Consider the following 19358-nt stretch of genomic DNA (forward strand, 5'->3'; position numbering starts at 1 on the left):
ACACCCCGGGGGTAGGCGGCTCGCCTGATCTCACTCCAGCCCAGACGCTTCCAGGGAACCTTACGACCTGTGAGCTGGAGCCCTGCGGCGCGGTAGCCAGGGGTGCTCGGAGGTGTGGCTGAGGGCTCCGCGACCGTGCCGGCGGGCGGCAAGGCCGAGGACTCGGCGGTCGAGCGGTTCGGGCAGGGCGGTGGGTACGGGGCCGATCAGGTCAGGTCGGTGGTGCCGACGGCGGCGCGGGACTGGTTGCGCTCCCACCTCTCGGGGTCCCCGACGCGGTGGAGCAGTTCGGCGCCGCGCTTGCCTGCCGAGACCGCGGCCCCAGTGCCGATCCACCAGCTGCACACGGCAGGCATGGTGCGGTCAGCCTCGTGCTGCTTCGTACAGGCCGCGGCCTGCGCGCTGGGCCTGGGCCGCCTTCACCAGGCGATCCAGGGTGCCGCGTACTGCTTCGATCTGTCCCGCAGTCGCCGGGCGTCCGAGCGCCTGGTTGATCTCGCCGGCCTTCATCGCGCTCTTCGCCTTCGACAGGATCTCCACGATCCCGTCTGTCAGCCCTTTCGCCCGCTTCGCCGGGGCAGCCTTCTTCTTACCGGCCTTGCCGGCAGCCTTCGCCCGGGGCGCGGCTTTCTTCGCCGTGCGGGATGCCGGGCGTTGGGCGGTGGTTCCGGTCTTCTTACGGCCTGCGGTCTTGGGTGCGGCGGTCGTGGCCGCCGCCGTCGTGGTGGACAGGGTCTTGAGGCTCTCCACCGCGGTACGGACGGCTTCCAGACGCTGTGCCACGGCTGCCAGTTCCTGCTCCAACTCCTGCTTGCGCGATTCCAGACCGGGAAGCTCGCCTTGCAGCTGCTCGATGGTGGAGTGGATGCCGTCGGGGGCATCGATCGTGGTTGCCATGGTTATCGTCCCTTTCCATGCGCACACAGCCGGTGCGTGGTCATGCCGGCCACCACGTGACGAAGTCGGCGTTGTGTTACGCACTACGGCAATGCCGCTTTCATTCCAATAGTCCCTCACATGGGCTGCTGCCGGCGGCGTCCCCGTACCGTCGCGCGCCCTGCGTCTTCCCAGGCTGTCCGGCCTGCCGACTTCGTAGACGAGGGGCTGAGGCGGGGCCACCAGCCGGTCCAGGCGCAAAACAGCCCGGGCAACCAGCCAAGCGCAGGCCGCGGAAACCATGACCGCCAATGCCAGGGCACCCACCGCTGAGGGGCAACTCAGCCCTACAACGATCCGTCGTCCTCACCCGTCACGCCCCAGGCCCGCCGTCCAGGCCCCCGGAAAGCCACCGAGGCTGGGTGTTGGCTGACGTGCACGCTCGCAGGCGGCGCACGCGCAAGCTGTCTTCGCCCGTCTGCCGGTGGAGTTTCCGGCTGACGAGCAGGCCGCGACGTACTGGGTGCCGCTTCATGGGCCGTGGCGGACGCGGCCCGCCCGCCATGAGCAGCACGGGCCAACAGCCGAGCGCAGTCATGGGCAGGCGGCGGCCTCGATACCGGCGATGAGCCAGGCGATGAGCCAGTGGATGCGCGAGGCGTGGGCGAAGTCGGGAACCTCGTGGGTGTCCTTGGCCATGTCCTCGGCGAGTGCCGCGTACAGGGCGGCGACGTTGCCGGCAGGTCCGCGGGCCAGGCCCACAGCCTGGGTAGGTGGGCACTGCCGGGGAGCCGACCTCGGTCGCGGTGCCGTTGCCGCCGGTGAAGGTCAGCTCGGTGCTCCGGATGTTGCTGTCGGCGGAGGGACTGGTCAGCAGGAGGACGGGTGTGTCGTCTGCCGAGTTGGCGCCTGCGACGTCGGGACACTTCCGCGAGCCCGGTGATGGCACCCGTGTCCGCCTTGGTGGGACGCGGTGAGCAGGCAAAAGGAGAGGCCCATGCCGCTGCTGGACCTGGTTTTCGCCCCCCTCGGCGTCTCCGAGTCCCCGCCGCGGGTGGTCCATCCGCCGACCGGCGAAGTCCTGGCACTCGCCGCGATAGCTCGCCTCCACACTTCACCAGGTTCGGGCGATGCGTGTTCACCAAGCCGGGCCAGAGGCCTGTGTGGCTGACGAGCACGAGGAGGAGCGGTGACGGTACTGGTGGTTGGGGGTGAGCCACAAGAGCGCAGCGATGGCTGCCCTGGAGCGGGCCTCGGTCAGCGGGGACTCCCTCGGGAAGCTGCTGTATGACGTGGCGCGGGCCGGGCCCGTGGCCGAGGTGTTCGTGGTGTCGACGTGCAACCGGATCGAGGTCTATGCCGACGTCGACCTATTCCACGCCGGCGTGACGGTGATCTGCGAGTTGCCGGCGCGGCACTCGAGGGTGCCCCTCGACGACCTGCCCCCACCTGTATGTGCACTACGAGGACCGCGCTGTCGGCCACCTGCTGGCCGTGGCCTGTGGGCTGGATTCGGTGGTGCGCGCGGCGCAGGCCCGTCCCAGAGCGCCGACGCTCGGACGGTTCCCGCCGTCCAGGGAGGATTCGTCGCCCGCCCCGCGCTGTACGCACGCATTGCCGGAGCGGCGCGCGTCACCACGGTCTCGGCGTCGGCCGGCAGCGGGAAGACATTCCTGCTGCGCTCCTGGGTCCGCGGCGTCTGGGCCTGCACCGGCTGCGGTTGGAGGCACAACTCACCGAGATCCGCGCGGACGGTCTGCGGTTCAGCCTGGAAGAGGCCAGAGCGCTGTTCCAGGGCGCCGGGGTGGCGCTGTCCGGGGCCACCCTCGCGCGGTTGCACGAGCGGACCGAGGGATGGGCCGCTGGGCTGCGGCTGGCCGCTCTGTCCCTGGCCGGGCGTCCGGACCCGGAGGATTCGCGGTCGGATTTACCGGCAGCGAGCGGTCGTCGCCGACGATCCGGAATTTGGCGATGCCGGGCAGCGGAGCCGGATGCTCCCGGCGAGGAGCACGGCCGACCGTCACTCACCACCTCCGCCGGTACGGGTGGTCAGCCGCGCCAGGGTAGACGGGCGGCCGCGAGGAGTCGCCCGTACCTCCTGATCTCGGCTTCAGCGTCCTCCCGGCGGGCCCGTCGGCGCCACCCGTCGGTTGCGTGCTCTCAGCGGCAGTCGCATTCCCGGATGTCGGGATTTCGGTGGCCCGCTGCCGCCCGGGGAGTGGGGATCGTGCGCCACCAGCGCGGTGTCGGCCCGCGGGCTCAGGCGAGGGCGGCGACCAGCAGGGCGAAGGCCGCGATGATGGCGGCGACGCGGACGTAGTGGAAGCGGTCCCAGCGGTTCATCTGCTCCTTCCAGTCCTCGGGCCGGTTCTCGGGGGTCCACGTCTTGCCCCGGTTGTTGATCGGGACGAGCAGCAGGATCGACATGATCACGCTGAGGATCAGCAGCGCGCCGGCGGTGACGACGAGGCCGGTGCCGTGGTGGTGCCATCCGGCGATGGCCCAGACCGCGACGAGGACGAGCGAGGTGATGTACCAGACCGGCATCACGGCGCCGAGCATCCGGCCCCCGTGGGCGCGGCCGAGTTGGCCACTGTCCTCGGGGAGTGCGTTGAGGATCGGGTTGATGACGAAGGCGACGGAGAACTCCACCCCCACCATCACGCCGACGACCACGGTGGTGAACACCTCGAGTGCGTTGAGCATGATGACCCCTCCTGGGATCTAGCGCCGCTAGATGATGAGGCAACCAACGCTAGTATTGCTGCTGCTCGATTGTCTAGCGGTGCTAGGGCCGAAATGTCGGTACAGGAACGCAAGGAGCGCGAACGGGCGGGCCGCGAGCGCCTCATTGTGGCGACGGCCCGCGAACTCGCCGAGGAGCGGGGCTGGGACGCGGTCACCACCCGCCGGCTCGCCGAGCGCATCGAATACAGCCAGCCCGTCCTCTACAGCCACTTCCGCGGCAAGCGCGAGATCATCGGCGCCGTCGCCCTCGAGGGCGCCGCCGAGATGGCCGCGGCGCTGCGGGCCGCGACCTCCGCCGCGAACGGCCCCCGCACTCGGGTCACCGCCCTCGCCCGCACCTACCTCGACTTCGCCGAACGCAACCCTGCGGTCTACGACGCCCTGTTCCAGCTCGACGGCGGCCTGGCGTTCGCGAACGAGGACACCCCAGAACCTCTGAAGGACGCCTTCGCCGCCCTGATGGAGAGCCTCAGCGAGGTCGCCGGCGACGGCGTCCACCCGGGGCTGATCACCGAAGTGTTCTGGGCGGCCCTGCACGGGCTGGCCACCCTGACCCGAGCGGGACGGCTGCCGCCGAAGGACACCGAGCCGAGGGTGAAGCTGCTGGTAGACCGGCTCGCCATGACCTGACACGCCATCCCGGCGGGCACGCAGCCGAGGCCCCCGGACCCCGCGGCCTGCCTCCGGCATTGCTTCCGGCCACTCGCGCCCACACGGCGCCGCCGCAGACCGCCGGGCCCTGCGGCATGAATCCCTGCGTCAAACGCGCCGTCCTGGCCGTCCCGGACGCGGCATGGCAGCAGATCACCTACCCCACCGCCGTACCCGATCCCGAAACGGGCGAGCTCATCTCCAATGCCGAAGCCGTCGGGATCCCCGCCTGCACCGCATTCACCGGCCGCCGCATCACCCTGCACCTACCGCTCAACTGGCCCTGGCAGCATGCCTGGACACAACTGTTCATCACCGCCCACGGCCCACCCGAAGCAGCCCGACGCCCCTGACCACCCCGCCCCGCCAGAGCCCGACCGGACCGGAACTGTGGAAAGCTGGGCAGACCAGCGGATACCTTCTGCCCGCACCCAGCCACCGCCCCGGGACCGACGCCGAACACCCTCAGAAGATCACCTTCAAACCACGTCGGTGGATCAAGGCGCAGCCGAGCCGCAGAGCCCGACGCCCCTGGGTACGGGGTTGCCCCGGTCGTTAGGGTCGTTCCCGTGACGTACCCAGTACCGGCCACGCCGGCCACCCCGACCGCCCCGCCCGCGCGCCCCTCCACGCACCCGAGCGTGCCCGCCGGCGCGCACGGTGGCGCGCCCAGTGGCCCTCTCGACGGGCTCGACCGGCGGATCGTCGCCGCTCTGCAGATCGATGGGCGGGCCTCGTGGCGGCGGATCGCGGGGGCCCTCGGAGAGCCCGAGCGGAAGGTGGCGCGGCGCGGGTTGCGGTTGCTGGAGAGCGGCGACGTCGCCGTGCGCGGGCTTGTCGTGCGGGGTGAGACCGTGATCCTGCGGATGACATGCCGGCCGGGCGCCGTGCGGGACGCGGCCGTGGCGGCGGCCCGGCGCGCGGACTGCATCTTCTCGTACGCCCTCGCCGGGCCCGTCGACTGCGTGGCCGAACTACAGTGTCCGCCGGGCCGGTTGGCGCCGCTGATGCTCGACGAGGTGCCCGCGCTACCGGGGCTCGTCTCGCAGAGCGTGTCACCGGTTCTGCGGTATTTCCGCACGGTGCACGAGTGGTCGCCCGGGATCCTGGACGCCGGGGAGGTCGAGGCGCTCGGGGGGCCGTCCGGGATCGTCGACGGGCTCGCTCTCCCGGACATCGAGGTCGGGCCGGAGGAACTGGCGATCCTCGGGGCGCTCGCCGAGGACGGGCGGCGCACACACGAGGACCTGGCGGCTGTCGCCGGGGTGTCCGTGGCGACCGCGCGGCGCCGCGTGGAGACGCTGACGCGGGAAGGCCTCGTGAGCATCCGGGCCGCCGTCGAGCCCGCGCTGCTCGGCCTGCCGGTCGAGGCGCTGCTGTGGATCAAGGTCAGGCCCGACGAGGTCGAGAAGGTGGGCCGGCTGCTCGTCGAGTCGCCGCTCGTGCGGTACGCGGCCGTCGTGATGGGTGAGCATCAGCTCCTGGTCGACGTGACGCAGCCGTCGAAGGCCGCGCTGCACGCGTTCCTCACGACCTCGCCATGGGTGCGGCACGTGGAGGCCGTGCAGTCCCATCTGGTCGTCGAGTCCTTCAAGCGCAGTGGTGTCGAGTTCCCGGGCACCGGCCGCAACCCCTCGTAACACGACTGAAATCTTCACCAACGACGATCTCGCGTCTTAAAACTTCATCCTAGTCAACCTATTGACTGAAAGAGTCAGTAGCTTCAGTGTGGTGCACCACACGCGTCGCGCCTCGGCCACCGGCCGGATCAGCATCACCGCGGCGACGTCCACCGTGCCCGCTGCCCTAGGACTGCCATGCCCGTTGCTCCCGGCCCCGTCGCTCCCAGCTTCGTCGAATCCGCCGCATCCGGCCCCGCCGTCCCCGGCCGGGACGAGATCTGCGTGCTTGACGCCGTCGACCTCGCGGCCCGCATCCGCCGTGGGGAACTCTCGGCCCACGAGGTCGTCCAGGCCCACCTCGACCGCATCGAGCGTCACAACCCCGCCGTCAACGCGATCGTCACCCTCGACTCGGAGGGCGCGCTGGCCGCTGCCGCCGCCGCCGACGAGCGGCAGGCGCGCGGCGAGGAACTCGGCCCGCTGCACGGCCTGCCCATCGCCTTCAAGGACACCCACCTCACCCGCGGCATGCGCACCACGCACGGCTCGCCGCTCTTCGCCGAGCACGTCCCGCACGAGGACGAGCTCCTCGTGCAGCGCATCCAGGGCGCGGGCGCCATCCGCATCGGCAAGACCAACGTCCCCGAGTTCGCGGCCGGCTCGCACACCTTCAACCCCGTCTTCGGCGCGACCCGGAACCCGTACGACATGACGCGGTCCGCAGGCGGCAGCAGCGGCGGGGCCGCGGCCGCGCTCGCCGCCGGGTTCCAGCCGCTCGCCGACGGCAGCGACATGGGCGGCTCGCTGCGCAACCCGGCGTCCTTCTGCAACGTCGTCGGCCTGCGCCCCACCCCCGGCCGCGTCCCCTCGCACCCCTCCGGCAACCTCTGGGACACCCTCGGCGTCGCCGGGCCCATGGGCCGCACCGTCGCCGACACCGCGCTGCTGCTGTCCGTCATGGCCGGGCCCGACCCGCGCGTCCCGATCTCCCTCGACGAGCCGGGCGCCGGCTTCCGCGCGCCGCTCGGGCGGAACACCGCCGGGCTGCGCGTCGCGTTCGCCCCCGACCTCGGCGGCCGGGTCCCCGTCGACCGCGACGTGCGCGACGTCTTCGAACGCCAGGCCAAGGTCTTCGAGGACCTCGGCTGCGTCGTCGTCGAGGACTGCCCCGACCTGGACGGCGCCGAGGACGTGTTCCGCACGCTGCGCGCCCACGAGTTCAACCTCGGTCTCGGCGCGCTGCTCGACAGCGATCGCGCGTCCCTGAAGTCCAGCCTCGTCTGGAACATCGAGGAGGGGCGACGCCTGACCGGCGCCGACCTCGTCCGTGCCACCACCGGGCACGCCCGCATCCACCTCGCCGCCACCGCCTTCTTCGAACGGTACGACGTGCTGATCGCCCCGGTCAGCCAGGTCACCCCGTTCGCCATCGAGTCGGAGTACCCCACCGACATCGACGGGGAGCCGCAGCGCACCTACCTCGACTGGATGCGCTCCGCGTACTTCGTCACCGTTCTGGGCTCACCCGCCCTCTCCGTCCCCGCCGGCTTCACTCCAGCCGGGCTTCCCGTCGGCCTCCAGATCGTGGGCCCACCCCGCGCCGAGAGGACCGTGCTCGAGACCGGTGCCGCCTACGAGGCCGCCACCGGGCACGGACGCCGTCGCCCCTCCCTCCCGTAGCCGTATGGAGCCCCGATGAGAAAACCGCACGTCCTCTGGGCCGTCGTGCCCGTAGTGGCTTTCCTCAGTACACCGTTCCTGCCCTTCGTCAACGGCCCGCACCTCTGGTTCGGCATCCCCTCCGTCCTCGCCTGGTGCCTGCTATGGACAGCGGGTACGACGGCTTCGCTCGCGCTCGTCGAGCACTTCGCTCACCACACCGATGAGAACGACGAGGACGACCACGTGACGCGCGACGCGTACGAGGAGGTCGCCGCGTGAACACCACCATGGCCATCACCCTGATCGGCATCGTGACCATCGCCGTCGTCGGCATGAGCGGGCGCCGGCCGAGCCGCGGGGAATTCGGCGAATGGACCGTGGGGAAGCGCAAGTTCTCCACCTTCACCACCTGGTTCCTGCAGGCGGGCGAGTCCTTCACGACCTTCAGCTTCCTCGGTCTCGCCGGCATCGCCTTCGGCGGCGGCGTCGCCGCGGCCTTCGCCCTGTGCTATCTCGCCATCAACTTCATCCTGCAGTACTTCACCGCGCCCCGCATGCGTGAACTGGGCCGCAGGGGCGGCTACTTGACACAGGCCGACTTCTTCGCCGACCGCTTCCGCAGTCCCCTGCTCGGCAAGGTCGTCGCCGTCGTCGGCGCCGTCTTCCTGCTGCCGTACCTCCAGCTCCAGATCACCGGGCTCGGGCTGATCGTGCAGCTCGCCACCGGCAGCCGTACGGGCGGCAACCTGAGCATGGTGCTCGCCACCGTCCTCACCGTCGCCTTCGTCCTGTGGTCCGGCATCCGCGGCATCGCGCGCGTCGCCTACCTCAAGGACGCCCTGATGATCGTCGGGCTCGTGGTGCTGATCGTCGGCGTGGCACTGTCCGTGAACGGCGGCATCGGCGGCCTGTTCGAGACCGTACGAGACAGTCATCCGAACCTCCTGACGCTCCATCAGGACGGTTACGACGCCACGTTCTTCGCCACCGCCGTCATCATCTCCGGCATCGGTGGCGGACTCGGCACCATGGCCCACCTGTGGCCGCCGGTCCTCGCCGCCGGCAGCGGGCGCGCGCTGCGCAAGAACGCGATCTGGCTGCCGCTCTACCAGATCGCGCTCGGCATCCCCGTGATCGTCGGGTTCGCCGGAATCCTGCTGGTGAAGCCGGGCTCCCCCGCGAACGCCGTCGCCCTGACCCTCGCGGGCCAGACCCTGCCCGGCTGGCTCGTCGGCATCGTCGCGGTCGCCGCGGCCTCGGCGGCGATGGTGCCGTCCGCGGCCATCGTCGTGGGCATCTCCAGCCTGCTGTCCCGCAACCTGCTCAGCGTCCGCAACGAACGCGCGCAGCTGCGCACCAACCACCTGTGCGTCGTCGCGGCCGCCGGCCTCGCCCTCGTACTCGGCCTGACCAGGCCCGGGCTCCTGTCCGACCTGCTGCTGCTCACCTACGGAGGCCTCACCCAGCTCGCCCCGGCGATCGTCATGGGCCTGGCGAAGAAGGTCCGTCTGGACGCGGTGCCCGCGATGCTCGGCATCCTGACCGGCGTCGGCGTCCTGGTCTGGCTCACCTTCGGAGGCGTGGACGTCGGGACGGTCGACACCGGACTCATCGCCCTCATCCCGAACCTGGTGGTCACGGCCGTCGCCCAGCTCATCGTACGGTCCCGCTCCCTCGCCCCGGTCCCGGCCGAGGCCAACTGACCGGCCGCCGGGCCGCGCGCGGTATGGGGCCGCGCGCCGCCCGGCGGTCCATCGCGCTCTCAACTCCCTTACGGGTTACGGCTTGCCACCGTTCTCGGTGAGCCGCAGACATGAATTGAATCCTCCCCTCCCTGATGGAACACGTTGCTGATCTCTCATTTCGAGGGGCGGGCGAAGAGGCGGCATAAGTGGGTGGTGCGGGTGCGCTCTGGGCGGTGGCCTTGCTGCCAGGCATCGATCCGGATGAGGTTGACGGCGGTGGCAGCGAGGCAATGGCCCAGGTGGGTGGCGGCGGCGGTCCGGTAGCGGCTGCGGCGTGCGTGGGTGCGGTGCACGATCTGGCAGACCGTCGCCTCGATCCCGGCCCGTGGGCGGTAGCGTTCCCGCCAGGCGTCGGTCTCCTGCTCGCGGCGGCGCTGCTGGAGCGCGGCCCGCTGGGCGGGCTCGCGCTGGGTAAGGGCCCGCCCCCACTTGCCGGCGCCCGCTGTCGTGCACTTCAAACGCAGCGGGCAGGCGCGACGGGTCACCGCATCGAGGATTCATTCGCAGTGCACCGGCGTTCACGCCGGTGGTGAAGCGAATCCGACGGGTGCGACGCGGAGCGTCGCAGGATCGTTCCAGCGGAGCTGGATTCGGCTGATCCACTCCGGACTGTCAATGGCTGCTGATAGCGTCCGGATCATGCAGCTTCGGTACAGCTTCCGCCTGTACCCGAAACCCGGTCAGCGCACCGCGCTGGCAAGGGCGTTCGGGTGCGCCCGCGTGGTGTTCAACGACGCGGTGCGTGCCCGCGAGGACGCCCGCAGGCAGGGCCTGCCCTTCCCCAGGGCCGCCGAACTGTCCCAGCAGCTGATCACCCGGGCCAAGCGCACGCCCGACCGTGCCTGGCTGGGCGAGGTCTCCGCAGTCGTGCTGCAGCAGTCCCTCCGAGACGCCGAGGCCGCCTACCGCAACTTCTTCGCCTCCCTCAATGGCGAGCGCAGGGGCCCGAAACTGGGCGCGCCGCGCTTCAAATCGCGCAAGGACACAAGGCAGTCGATCCGGTTCACCGCCAACGCCCGCTGGTCCATCACACCGGTCGGCCGGCTGAGCCTGCCGAAGATCGGCGAGCTGCGGGTGAAATGGTCCCGCCCCCTGCCCGTCGTCCCGTCCAGCGTCACCGTGATCAAGGATGCGGCGGGCCCGGTTCTTCGCCTCCTTCGTCATCGACATCGACCCGGCCACCGACGCGGCCCGCATGCCCGTAAGTGATCAGGCCGTGGGTATTGATCTGGGGCTGGCCCACTTCGCGGTCCTGTCCGACGGCACGAAGATCGACTCCCCGCGGTTCCTTCGCCGGGCGGAGAAGAAACTCAGAAAAGCCCAGCGGGAGCTGTCCCGCAAGCAGAAAGGCTCGAAGAACCGGGAGAAGACCCGCCGGAAGGTCGCCCGCGCGCACGCGCGGGTGGCCGACGCGCGCCGCGAGTTCCACCACCAGCTCTCCACAAGGCTGATCCGCGAGAACCAAGCGATCGCGGTGGAGGACCTGGCGGTGGGCGGCCTGGCGCGCACCAGGCTTGCCAAGAGCGTCCACGACGCGGGCTGGTCCCAGTTCGTGAACATGCTCGCCTACAAGGCCCAGCGATACGGGCGCACCTTCGTCAAGGTCGGACGGTTCGAGCCCACCAGCCAGGTGTGCTCCACCTGCGGTCACCGCGACGGACCCAAACCCCTGCACGTGCGGGAATGGGCCTGCACCGCCTGCGGCACTCTCCATGACCGGGACCACAACGCCGCCCTCAACATCAAGGCCGCCGGACTGGCGGTGACGGCCTGCGGAGCGCCGGTAAGACCAGAACCCGTTCTGGCACAGCGTGAAGAAACAGGAAGCCAAGGAATCCCACACGGAAACCGTGCCGCGTAACGGCACAGCAACCCGTGGGACGGCCAGAATCCTCGGGCTTCAGCCCGAGGAGCATGTCAAGGATCAGGCGTTCGAGCCCACGAACAGGTCCTGGTAACGCTTGCGCAGCTCGGCCTTCTGCACCTTCCCCATCACGTTGCGCGGCAGCGCCTCTTCGACGCGCACGGCGCGCGGGTGCTTGAACCGGGCGAGGTCGCCGGCGATGAACTTCAGCAGTTCGGCCTCCTGGGGCTCCTGGCCCGGCGCCGGGACGACGACGGCCACGACCGTCTCCCCGAAGTCCGGGTGCGGGACACCGATCACGGCGGACTCCAGCACCGTGGGGTGGGCGTCGAGCAGTTCCTCGATCTCCTTCGGGTAGATGTTGTAGCCGCCGGAGATCACCAGGTCCTTGCCCCGGCCGACGATGCACAGATAGCCGTCCTCGTCGATGCGGCCCAGGTCACCGGTGATGAAGAAGCCGTCCGCACGGAACTCGGCCGCCGTCTTCTCGGGCAGCTGCCAGTACCCGCTGAAGACGTTGGGGCCACGGACCTCGATGCTGCCGACGTCACCGTCGGGCAGCGCCTGTCCGGTCTCGCCGTCCACCACCCGGATCTCCGTGCCGGGCAGCGGCTTGCCGACGGTGCCGGGCTTGCGCGGGCCGCCCTCGTACGGGTTGGTGGTGTTCATACCGGTCTCGGTCATCCCGTAGCGCTCCAGGATGGCGTGGCCCGTACGGGCCTCGAAGGCCTCGTGGTCGCTCGCGAGCAGCGGGGCCGAGCCGGAGACGAACAGCCGCATCGAAGCGCAGGTCTCCGGGGTGAGCCGGTCGTTCTTCAACATCCGGGTGTAGAAGGTGGGCACGCCCATGAGCACCGTGGCCCGGGGCAGCAGGTCCACGACCGTCTCCACGTCGAACTTCGGCAGGTAGTACATGGAGGCACCGGCCGCCAGGGTCATGTTCGCGGCGACGAAGAGCCCGTGGACGTGGAAGATCGGCAGGGCGTGGATCAGCCGGTCCTGGTCGGTGAATTGCCAGGCTTCCAGCAGCGCCTGGCAGTTGGAGGCGAGGTTGCCGTGGGTCAGCACCGCGCCCTTGGAGCGTCCGGTGGTGCCGGAGGTGTAGAGGATCGCCGCCGGGTCGTCGGCCGACGCGTCGACGACCTCGTCGTGGCGGCCGTCGCCCTCCAGCAGGGTGCCGTCGCCCTTGGTGCCGAGGGTCTCGACGACGAGGTCCTCCCCTTCGCGGTGCGCGTGGTCGGCCCGCCGCTCCGGGGAGCAGACCAGCACACGCGGCTGGGCGTCGCCGATGAAGTACTCCATCTCCGCACCGGTGTACGCGGTGTTGAGCGGCAGGAAGACGCCGCCGATCTGCAGCGTCGCCAGATACAGCGCGATGGCCTCCGGGGATTTGTCCACCTGCATGGCGACCCGGTCACCGGGGGTGACACCGTCGGCGACGAGCCGGGCGGCGATCCGCCCCACGGTCCGCGCCGTCTCGCGGTAGGTGATCCGCCGACCGCCGGGCAGCTCGAAGAGCGCCTTGTCCGGCTGCCGCTCCACCTGCTCGGCGAAGGTCCGGTAGATGGTGGTGAAGGGTGGTGCCATCAGGGGTGTTCCTCTCTCATCGATCGTTTGAGGCGGTAGAGGCGGTGGAGGCGTCCCTGGCACGGGGCACCTCCGCGGCCTCGGGGAAGGCGTCGCGCAGCGGTCCGCCGAGGGCGACGGCGCCACGGCGGACGAAGTCCTCGTGCCGGCGCTCCAGCTGCCCCGGCTCGTAGCGGTAGTTGATCATCGCGCCGTACGACTGCCGCCAGGCTTCGGCCGAGCTGTTCGCCGGCCAGTTCAGCTGCCAGGCGGCGGCCCCGTTACCCAGGTGGAAGCGGGCGACCGGATCGAGGGGGCGTCCGTCCTCGCGCCGCTCGAGGGCGATGTACCGGGCCAGGGCGGGAAGGAGCCGGGCACGGATCCGTTCGACGTCCGCCGCACCGAGGTCCGCCGGCCCCTCCAGGGCGTCCAGCTCACGGACGAGCAGCCCCAGCTCGGCGTCCCGTCCGGCCTGCTCACCGAGCCAGCGGCGGAATCCCGGGAGGGGCGAGATCGTGACGAACTGCGTCAGATGGGGCAGTTGCTCGCCCACCTGCTCGATGACCTGCTTGATGAGGAAGCTTCCGAAGGAGACTCCGGCCAGGCCGTCCAGGGCGTTGTTGATCGAGTAGAGCGCCGCCGTGTCCGCGTCCGAAGGGCTGAGCGCCGGGCCGGGCTCCAGCAGCGGAGCGATACGGTCCGGCAGGCCGCGCACCAGAGCGACCTCCACGAAGATCAGCGGTACCTCCCCGGTGGCCGGATGGAAGAACGCGTAGACCGCACGGTCCTCCGGCTCCAAGCGACGGCGGAGTTCGGCACTGCTCTCCATCGGGTGGACCTTCTCACCCTGCATCAGGTACTGGTGCAGCTCCTCCGGTGCGTCCCCGGTGACCTCCGCCATGCGGAGAAAGCCTCGGTTGAACCACGAGGTGAGCAGGTGATGGAAGTCATGGTCGAGGGGCCGCAGCTCGGGGTGACGGTGCATCAGCCGGTGCAGGTCCGCGCGCATCTCGACCAGGGCGAGCGTGGCGTCGGGTGCGTGGTTCATCCGGCGGAGCAGCTGCTGGCGGGCCGGCTCGACCACGTCGAAGAGCCGGACCAGCTCCTCCTCGCCCCGGGACCCGGCGCTGCGGGCGTCCTCCCAGCGGCGGAAGGCGGCACGGACCTGATCGGCGTCGGCGTCGTAGGTCTGGGTGATGTGGCTGAAGAAGGCCCGCCTGCCGTCGTCGTCGAGCTCGTCGTAGGCGGCGAGAGCCCTGGCCGCGACCGCGCGCATCGAGGCTTCACCCACGTCGCTCATCAGGACTTCGCAGGCGGCGAGCAGCTGGTCCAGCGGGGAGTCCAGCGGCTCTCCGGCTGCCGGATCCGCGCCACGCCGCCGCCCGAGAGCCTGGAACAGGTCGGTCAGCAGCCAGCCGTCGTAACGTTCCATGTCCGCACCTTCCGTACGCCCCTGGTCTCGCTCGCCTCTGGTGTCGCCCCTGGCTTTAAATCCATGACGAAGAACGATATATATAACAGTGCCACCGTAGGACACATAGAGGCTCGTGCACCACCCCCTGCACGCCCGGATAACCTGACCGCTCGGAGGTGCACATGGCCCGGGTCCCTGAATCCCAGCGCGTTCGCGACGCACTCGAGAACGCTGTCGTCGACGGCCACTACCGTCCCGGCGAGCGTCTGGATCCTGCGCTGCTCGAACAAGAGTTCGGCTGCTCTCGCACGCCGATCCGGGAAGCCCTCCAGGCGCTGGAGCGCTCCGGACTCGTACAGATCCGCCCCAAGCAGGGCACGTACGTCACCGAGCTGAGCGTCTCCGAGCTGGCCGAGCGCTTCGAGGTCATGGCCGAGCTGGAGGGGATGGCGGCGCGGCTCTCCGCCCGCCGGATCGACCGGGAGGCGCTGGACGACCTCGAACGCGCCCTGCAGGAGTGCGAGAGCCACGCGGCGGCCGGCGACGCGGACCGCTACTACTACGCCAATGCCCGGTTCCACGGCATCGTCTACGACTCCTGTGGCAACGAGTACCTGCGACAGCAGGCCCACGCGCTCAAGCGAGCCCTGCAGCCGTACCGGCGACTGCAGCTGCGCGTCCCGGACCGCATGCGCCGCTCCCTGGCCGAGCACCGCGAGATCGCCGACGCCATCACCCGCGGCGACGCCGAGACGGCGGAGAACGCCGCCCGCGACCACGTACTCGTCCAGGTCAAGGAGTTCAGCCAACTGGTGCGGACATGGCGGCAGTTGACGGAGCCGGCGCGCAACGCCGGATGAGCGCAACGCCACAGGGCCGGCCGACAGTCGTGGCGCTCTTGCTTTGGCAGGGGATCTGGTGCGCGCGGATTCGTTCGACGAGCTCATGCGGCGGTTGTACGCCCGGATCGATGACCTGTTCGGTCCGTTGTGTGTCGGGGTCGACCCTGTGTGCGGGCGCGACCAAGGTCGCGGTTTGTCATGTCCTGGCCGTGCTTGCGGGTACTTTCTCCGGGCTGGCGCTCCCATGGGTCGAGGGTGGGGCTCAGGATGATCTGCTTCGCCATCGTGGGGTCCTGCCGTACCGGTGAGTGGGGGCTAGGCGTGGGCCTGTTCGGGGTGGTCAAGGTAGGTGCGGGCCCAGAGTTCGAGTGCCTTGCACCTGTGCTCGGCGGGGATGTCTCCGCGTCCTACGGCGGCTTGCAGGGCGCGCTCTACGACGGCGGCTGATGCGGCGGGCATGGCGTCAGTGTGGAAGAGGGTGAGGAGGGGGGCCATGCCGTGGCGGCGGGCTTCGCCGGGGTCACGGTTGAACCAGCCTGTCCGGCACCGCGATCCTCATGCCGGACCACCGCCGCTTCCGCGTCGAGACCAACCAGGCCGCGGAGTTCCCCACCATGCTCCCGCACGCGCCATCGGCACCGAGGGCGGCCCCTGAAATCCTGGGTATCTTCGACCGCGACGCCCGCTGTGGCCACCAACGCGACAGCGACAGCCGACGTGCCGGGAGTGGTCGTGCATCAGGCGGTCCCAGCATGTAACCCCACCCGCGCCCCTCGGGAGGCGTTTACGCGCCTCCGCCACTACGTGCCCGCGGCCGGACGGCACGTTCTTCCCGCGGCTGCTGTTCGTCCTGGACGGCACCGGCCCCGCCGGCACTGTGGTGATGCCCCATCTCAGGCAGGCTGGTCGGTGTTCGAGGCGATGACGTTCCTTTGAGGGCGTAGCTCGGTGTTGCGGCTGGGCCCGAGCCATTCCAGGCAGAGCACGGTGGCGTCGTCGGCCCGCTGCCCGGCGTGGTGGTCCACTATCGCGTGCATCAAACGTCGCAGCGTTTCGGGAAAGGGCAGGCCGTCGGCGTGGTGGCGGATCATGAAGTCGGTGAGGCCGTTCAGGCCGAACTCACGACCGCAACGGGTCGCGGGCCTCTGTGACACCGTCGGTGTAGAGCAGGATGCGGTCTCCGGGTTCCAACTGCTCCCGGCAGAGGGTGGCGGCGAGAACGTCCAATTCGGTCCCCAGCGGGTGCGCGGGTGGACACCCTAATGTGGTGGTCCACCGGCCCCTTCTGATCAGCACCGGCGCGGGGTGGCCGCGGTTGATCCAGAACAGGGCTCCGGTGGTGAAGTCGAAATTGGCGAGGACGGCGGTGACATACGTGCTGTGGCCGAAGTGCTCGACCAGGACTTCCTCGACCTTCTCACCGGTGGCGACCAGGTCGATACCCTGGCGGCGCTGGTTGCGACAGCCCGCTACCGCCAGGTTCGCCGTTAGCCCGGCGCGGCTGTTGTGTCCCATGGCGTCGTAGACCGCCAGGTGTACCTGGCGGCCGGCGACCGCGTAGTCGAAGGCGTCACCACCGATCGCATAGGCGGGCTCCATTGCCGCCACGATCGCCACAGCATGGTTGGCGAAACACAGCGGGGGCATGAGGTTCCACTGCATCTCGGCGGCCACGTTCATCGCCTCGGTGCGCACCAGACGGGCGTATGAGTCGCTGTGCGGTCGTTTGCTCATCAGCAGCAGTCCGACCAGCGAGGCCAGCACACCGGCTCGCTCGGGTTCGACTCCCTGGGCGAGATCGACCCGCAGCACGCCGAGCCGCTCGGTGCCGCCCAGGATCGGCATCCACCACCGGCGCGGCTGCTCCCCATCGCCGCCCGGCAGGGGACGGCTGCTGGCGAACGTCCGGCCCGGCAGGGTGCTGTCGACCTCATAGGTCTCACCGCCGGCACCGGCGTCGAGGCCCTGACCTGTAACCTCCCGCAGCAGTTGCCGGCGCAGGTCGGGAACGAAGACCCGAGCATCGCCCATCCCCGCCCGTGCCGCATGCTTGGCCACCAGGGCAGGCAGCTGATCAAAGCCGCATAGATGCTCGGGGCCTCCCCCTGAGTGGTGGACACGCTGATACTGGATCTGCTTGATCCGGAGGAAGCGAGAAGACCGCCGATGGCGATGAAGGACTACTCGGACGAGTTCAAGGCCGATGCCGTGGCCCTGTACGAGTCCACGCCCGGGGCGACCTACAAGAGCATCGCCGCCGTCCTGGGCATCAACCGGGCCTCGTCTGCACGGCACCTTCTGCGAGATGTCCTTGCGCACGGTCCGACTGTCGTGGGCAACCTCAAGGCCGCCTGCGGCGTCGTGTCCCAGCAGGCCGTCTGGCAGGACTGACCCTGTTCCAGCACGGCGACGAGGTTACGAGGGAAGAGAGCGGACGACGGACATGAATGTTCCAACGGCCCGGAAATCCCGCGGACGGCAGAGGGCCTGGGCCGGACACACGGCCGCGGTGCTGGCCTTCGTCTTCGGCCTTTTCAGTTTCTACTGGGCGGCCGGAGGTACCTTCGGCCTCGACACGCTCGGCGGTGCGATCCAACGGATGGCCGGGCGACGGGACCCCGGATTCATCGCCGTCGTCTGGATCACCGGCGCACTCAAAATAGCGGGCGCTCTCTTCTCGCTGTCGCTCGTCCGGCCATGGGGTCGCGTCGTCCCTCGCCCACTGATGCTCACCGCGGGCTGGGGCGGCGCGGCACTGCTGACCATCTATGGGGCACTGCAGGTCGGCAGTCTGCTCCTGGTGGCACTCGGCGTGCTCACCCCGTCCGGCCCCCTCGAGTGGAAGCCGCTGCTGTGGCGCCTGTTCGTCTGGGACATGTCGTTCCTGGTGTGGGGGATCCTGCTCTTCCTCGCCACCCGGACCTACGTGATGAACCATCCTCAGCGCCCAGAAAGGCGCGTGAAACATTGATGTACGACACCGCGCACGACCTGTCTTCGACCACGACTTCCTGCGGTTCGACCGAGTCATCGCCAACATCGGCTGTGTGCGACGCCTGCGGTGTCCCCGAGCACTACAACCGGCCGCCCCCACAAAGGCGATGCGGGAAGCCCTGCCTGCCGAGTGGCTCCTGGGCTGGGGCCGGGCCACGTCCCCGGCTCGTTCGGTGTGGACCGCTCCACCATCACCCGGGCCATTGGCGAGGTACGCCCCCTACTTGCCGAGCAAGGCTGCACTGTCACTGCCGGAGTGCGGCTGCGGACGCTGGCGGAGGTCGTCGACCATCTGGGTGCGACCGGGGAGACTGCTGAGATCCGCGTCCGGCGGCCGGCCGTCGGACGCAAGGGCGACCGAGGGCACCCGGCGGTCCGTCATGCGGCCCGGACGGCTCCCCGGGTGCGGGCCAACTGCCGCAGCTCGGTGCTAGGGCCTGTATCCGGTTGTGATCAATCTGTTGGTTCTGCCCTGGCATGCCTCCAGCGATTTCGCAGAAGTGGGCCGCACGCCGCCCGTACGCTGGACGGCATGACCGCAACGAAGTGCGACGCCGCGCAATGACCAAGGCCGCTCTCTTCCGCGCCCCCCACCAGGACCGCGCGCCCAATGATCCGCTCGTGCTTCCGGGGCCGTGGGACGCCGCGAGCGCTCGCCTCTTCGCGGAGGCCGGGTTCCCTGCGCTGGCCGTGCCCAGTGCCGGCGTCGCTGCCTCGCTCGGCTACGCGGATGGGGAGACTCCGGCACAGGAGATGTTCGCCGCGGTCGCCCGAATCGTACGGGCCGTGGACGTGCCGGTCTCCGCGGACCTGGAGGGCGGCTACGGGCTCCCGCCCCACGAACTCGTCGGCCGCCTCCTGGACACCGGCGCGGTCGGCTGCAACCTTGAGGACTCCGAGGGCGGCGTGCTCAAGGATCCACGTGCGCAGGCGGACTGGCTCGCGGAAGTACGGGACGCGGCCGGTGACGCCCTCTTCCTCAACGCGCGGGTCGACACCTTCGCCCGCGGCATCCCCGGCCCCGCCGAGGCGATCTCACGCGCCTCCCTGTACATCGCCGCAGGCGCCGACTGCATCTACCCCATCAGCGCCCGGCTCGACGCCCTGCCCCACCTGCGCGCCGCACTTCCAGGCCCTCTCAACGCCCTCGCCCGCTTCGACGACACCGGCCCCACACCCGCCGAACTGGGCGAACTCGGCGCGACGCGAGTGACATTTGGCCCATGGCTGCAGCGCAGAGCGATGGAACTGGTGCGGGGGATGGCAGAGGAACTGGCGACCTAGTGTTCTGCGCCTGAAGTTCGATGAATATTTGTAGGCTGTCCGCGTGGCGCGTAGGGGACGGCCGGTGGCCGAGGTGACATTGACCGACGA

General features: G+C 70.0%; 20 protein-coding genes and 4 pseudogenes. 14 read left to right on the forward strand and 10 right to left on the reverse strand.

What is annotated here, in order from left to right:
• Positions 1-206: 206 nt before the first annotated feature.
• The 3 genes from ACWEK3_RS35210 to ACWEK3_RS35220 all read right to left on the reverse strand — a co-directional run bounded on the left by ACWEK3_RS35210 (position 207) and on the right by ACWEK3_RS35220 (position 1638).
• Positions 207-347 (reverse strand): hypothetical protein, encoded by a 141-nt coding sequence (locus ACWEK3_RS35210; protein ID WP_450545765.1) that lies wholly within the window; start codon positions 345-347, stop codon positions 207-209.
• Between the two features lie 16 nt (positions 348-363).
• Entirely contained in the window at positions 364-897 is a 534-nt protein-coding gene (locus ACWEK3_RS35215) for a hypothetical protein (RefSeq protein ID WP_453251549.1), read from the reverse strand.
• A gap of 573 nt (positions 898-1470) precedes the next feature.
• Entirely contained in the window at positions 1471-1638 is a 168-nt protein-coding gene (locus ACWEK3_RS35220) for a hypothetical protein (RefSeq protein ID WP_453251550.1), read from the reverse strand.
• A gap of 470 nt (positions 1639-2108) precedes the next feature.
• On the opposite strand from ACWEK3_RS35220, the pseudogene ACWEK3_RS35225 reads away from it, so the two are divergent.
• A pseudogene (locus ACWEK3_RS35225) lies at positions 2109-2397 on the forward strand (glutamyl-tRNA reductase); the annotation flags it as partial.
• Between the two features lie 738 nt (positions 2398-3135).
• On the opposite strand, the gene ACWEK3_RS35230 reads toward ACWEK3_RS35225, so the two are convergent.
• Positions 3136-3582, reverse strand: a complete 447-nt coding sequence (locus ACWEK3_RS35230) for an anthrone oxygenase family protein (protein ID WP_450545760.1) — start codon at positions 3580-3582, stop codon at positions 3136-3138.
• A 93-nt stretch (positions 3583-3675) separates the two neighbouring features.
• Here ACWEK3_RS35230 and ACWEK3_RS35235 point away from each other — a divergent pair, with 93 nt between their 5' ends.
• The 6 genes from ACWEK3_RS35235 (at position 3676) to ACWEK3_RS35260 (ending at position 9262) form a co-directional block, all read left to right on the forward strand.
• On the forward strand, positions 3676-4254 hold the full coding sequence (locus tag ACWEK3_RS35235; protein ID WP_453251551.1) for a TetR/AcrR family transcriptional regulator: 579 nt from the start codon (positions 3676-3678) through the stop codon (positions 4252-4254).
• Positions 4255-4370: 116 nt separating this feature from the next.
• Positions 4371-4628, forward strand: a complete 258-nt coding sequence (locus ACWEK3_RS35240) for a hypothetical protein (protein ID WP_453251552.1) — start codon at positions 4371-4373, stop codon at positions 4626-4628.
• Between the two features lie 216 nt (positions 4629-4844).
• The gene (locus ACWEK3_RS35245) at positions 4845-5915 is read left to right on the forward strand and encodes an Lrp/AsnC family transcriptional regulator (protein ID WP_450547126.1); all 1071 of its coding nucleotides are present in this window, start codon (positions 4845-4847) and stop codon (positions 5913-5915) included.
• Between the two features lie 177 nt (positions 5916-6092).
• Entirely contained in the window at positions 6093-7577 is a 1485-nt protein-coding gene (locus ACWEK3_RS35250) for an amidase (RefSeq protein WP_453251553.1), read from the forward strand.
• 15 nt (positions 7578-7592) lie between these two features.
• Positions 7593-7838 (forward strand): DUF3311 domain-containing protein, encoded by a 246-nt coding sequence (locus ACWEK3_RS35255; RefSeq protein ID WP_450547124.1) that lies wholly within the window; start codon positions 7593-7595, stop codon positions 7836-7838.
• On the forward strand, positions 7835-9262 hold the full coding sequence (locus ACWEK3_RS35260) for a sodium:solute symporter family protein (protein WP_453251554.1): 1428 nt from the start codon (positions 7835-7837) through the stop codon (positions 9260-9262). The genes ACWEK3_RS35255 and ACWEK3_RS35260 overlap by 4 nt, the downstream gene beginning before the upstream one ends.
• A 155-nt stretch (positions 9263-9417) precedes the next feature.
• Here the strand turns inward: ACWEK3_RS35260 and ACWEK3_RS35265 are convergent, their stop codons facing one another.
• Positions 9418-9789, reverse strand: a complete 372-nt coding sequence (locus tag ACWEK3_RS35265; protein WP_450547122.1) for a transposase — start codon at positions 9787-9789, stop codon at positions 9418-9420.
• A gap of 154 nt (positions 9790-9943) precedes the next feature.
• Between ACWEK3_RS35265 and ACWEK3_RS35270 the strand changes: the two are divergent.
• A pseudogene (locus ACWEK3_RS35270) lies at positions 9944-11165 on the forward strand (RNA-guided endonuclease InsQ/TnpB family protein).
• Between the two features lie 63 nt (positions 11166-11228).
• On the opposite strand, the gene ACWEK3_RS35275 reads toward ACWEK3_RS35270, so the two are convergent.
• Positions 11229-12755, reverse strand: coding sequence for a malonate--CoA ligase (locus ACWEK3_RS35275; protein ID WP_453251555.1), 1527 nt, complete (start codon positions 12753-12755; stop codon positions 11229-11231).
• A 16-nt stretch (positions 12756-12771) separates the two neighbouring features.
• A complete protein-coding gene (locus ACWEK3_RS35280) occupies positions 12772-14166 on the reverse strand; it encodes a malonyl-CoA decarboxylase domain-containing protein (RefSeq protein WP_453251556.1) in 1395 nt (464 codons plus the stop codon).
• Positions 14167-14330: 164 nt separating this feature from the next.
• Between ACWEK3_RS35280 and ACWEK3_RS35285 the strand changes: the two genes are divergently transcribed.
• A complete protein-coding gene (locus ACWEK3_RS35285) occupies positions 14331-15008 on the forward strand; it encodes a GntR family transcriptional regulator (RefSeq protein ID WP_450547119.1) in 678 nt (225 codons plus the stop codon).
• 297 nt (positions 15009-15305) lie between these two features.
• Here the strand turns inward: ACWEK3_RS35285 and ACWEK3_RS35290 are convergent, their stop codons facing one another.
• Positions 15306-15449: a hypothetical protein gene (locus ACWEK3_RS35290; protein ID WP_450547118.1), complete on the reverse strand. Its 144-nt coding sequence runs from the start codon at positions 15447-15449 to the stop codon at positions 15306-15308.
• Positions 15450-15526: 77 nt separating this feature from the next.
• On the opposite strand from ACWEK3_RS35290, the pseudogene ACWEK3_RS35295 reads away from it, so the two are divergent.
• Positions 15527-15748, forward strand: a pseudogene (locus ACWEK3_RS35295) (XRE family transcriptional regulator); the annotation flags it as partial.
• Between the two features lie 135 nt (positions 15749-15883).
• On the opposite strand, the gene ACWEK3_RS35300 reads toward ACWEK3_RS35295, so the two are convergent.
• Together ACWEK3_RS35300 and ACWEK3_RS35305 are read right to left on the reverse strand one after the other, a co-directional pair.
• Positions 15884-16027 carry a hypothetical protein gene (locus tag ACWEK3_RS35300; protein ID WP_453251557.1) on the reverse strand — a complete coding sequence of 48 codons (144 nt, stop codon included), beginning with the start codon at positions 16025-16027 and terminating at the stop codon, positions 15884-15886.
• A gap of 82 nt (positions 16028-16109) precedes the next feature.
• Entirely contained in the window at positions 16110-17048 is a 939-nt protein-coding gene (locus tag ACWEK3_RS35305) for a PP2C family protein-serine/threonine phosphatase (RefSeq protein WP_453251558.1), read from the reverse strand.
• A gap of 108 nt (positions 17049-17156) precedes the next feature.
• On the opposite strand from ACWEK3_RS35305, the gene ACWEK3_RS35310 reads away from it, so the two are divergent.
• The 4 genes and pseudogenes from ACWEK3_RS35310 (at position 17157) to ACWEK3_RS35325 (ending at position 19268) form a co-directional block, all read left to right on the forward strand.
• Entirely contained in the window at positions 17157-17381 is a 225-nt protein-coding gene (locus ACWEK3_RS35310) for a transposase (protein WP_450547129.1), read from the forward strand.
• 118 nt (positions 17382-17499) lie between these two features.
• Positions 17500-17961 carry a DUF3995 domain-containing protein gene (locus ACWEK3_RS35315; RefSeq protein ID WP_450547117.1) on the forward strand — a complete coding sequence of 154 codons (462 nt, stop codon included), beginning with the start codon at positions 17500-17502 and terminating at the stop codon, positions 17959-17961.
• 195 nt (positions 17962-18156) lie between these two features.
• A pseudogene (locus tag ACWEK3_RS35320) lies at positions 18157-18345 on the forward strand (transposase family protein); the annotation flags it as partial.
• Between the two features lie 200 nt (positions 18346-18545).
• A complete protein-coding gene (locus ACWEK3_RS35325) occupies positions 18546-19268 on the forward strand; it encodes an isocitrate lyase/PEP mutase family protein (protein ID WP_453251559.1) in 723 nt (240 codons plus the stop codon).
• Positions 19269-19358 lie beyond the last annotated feature (90 nt).

The organism is Streptomyces sp. NPDC004721 (assembly GCF_053601495.1).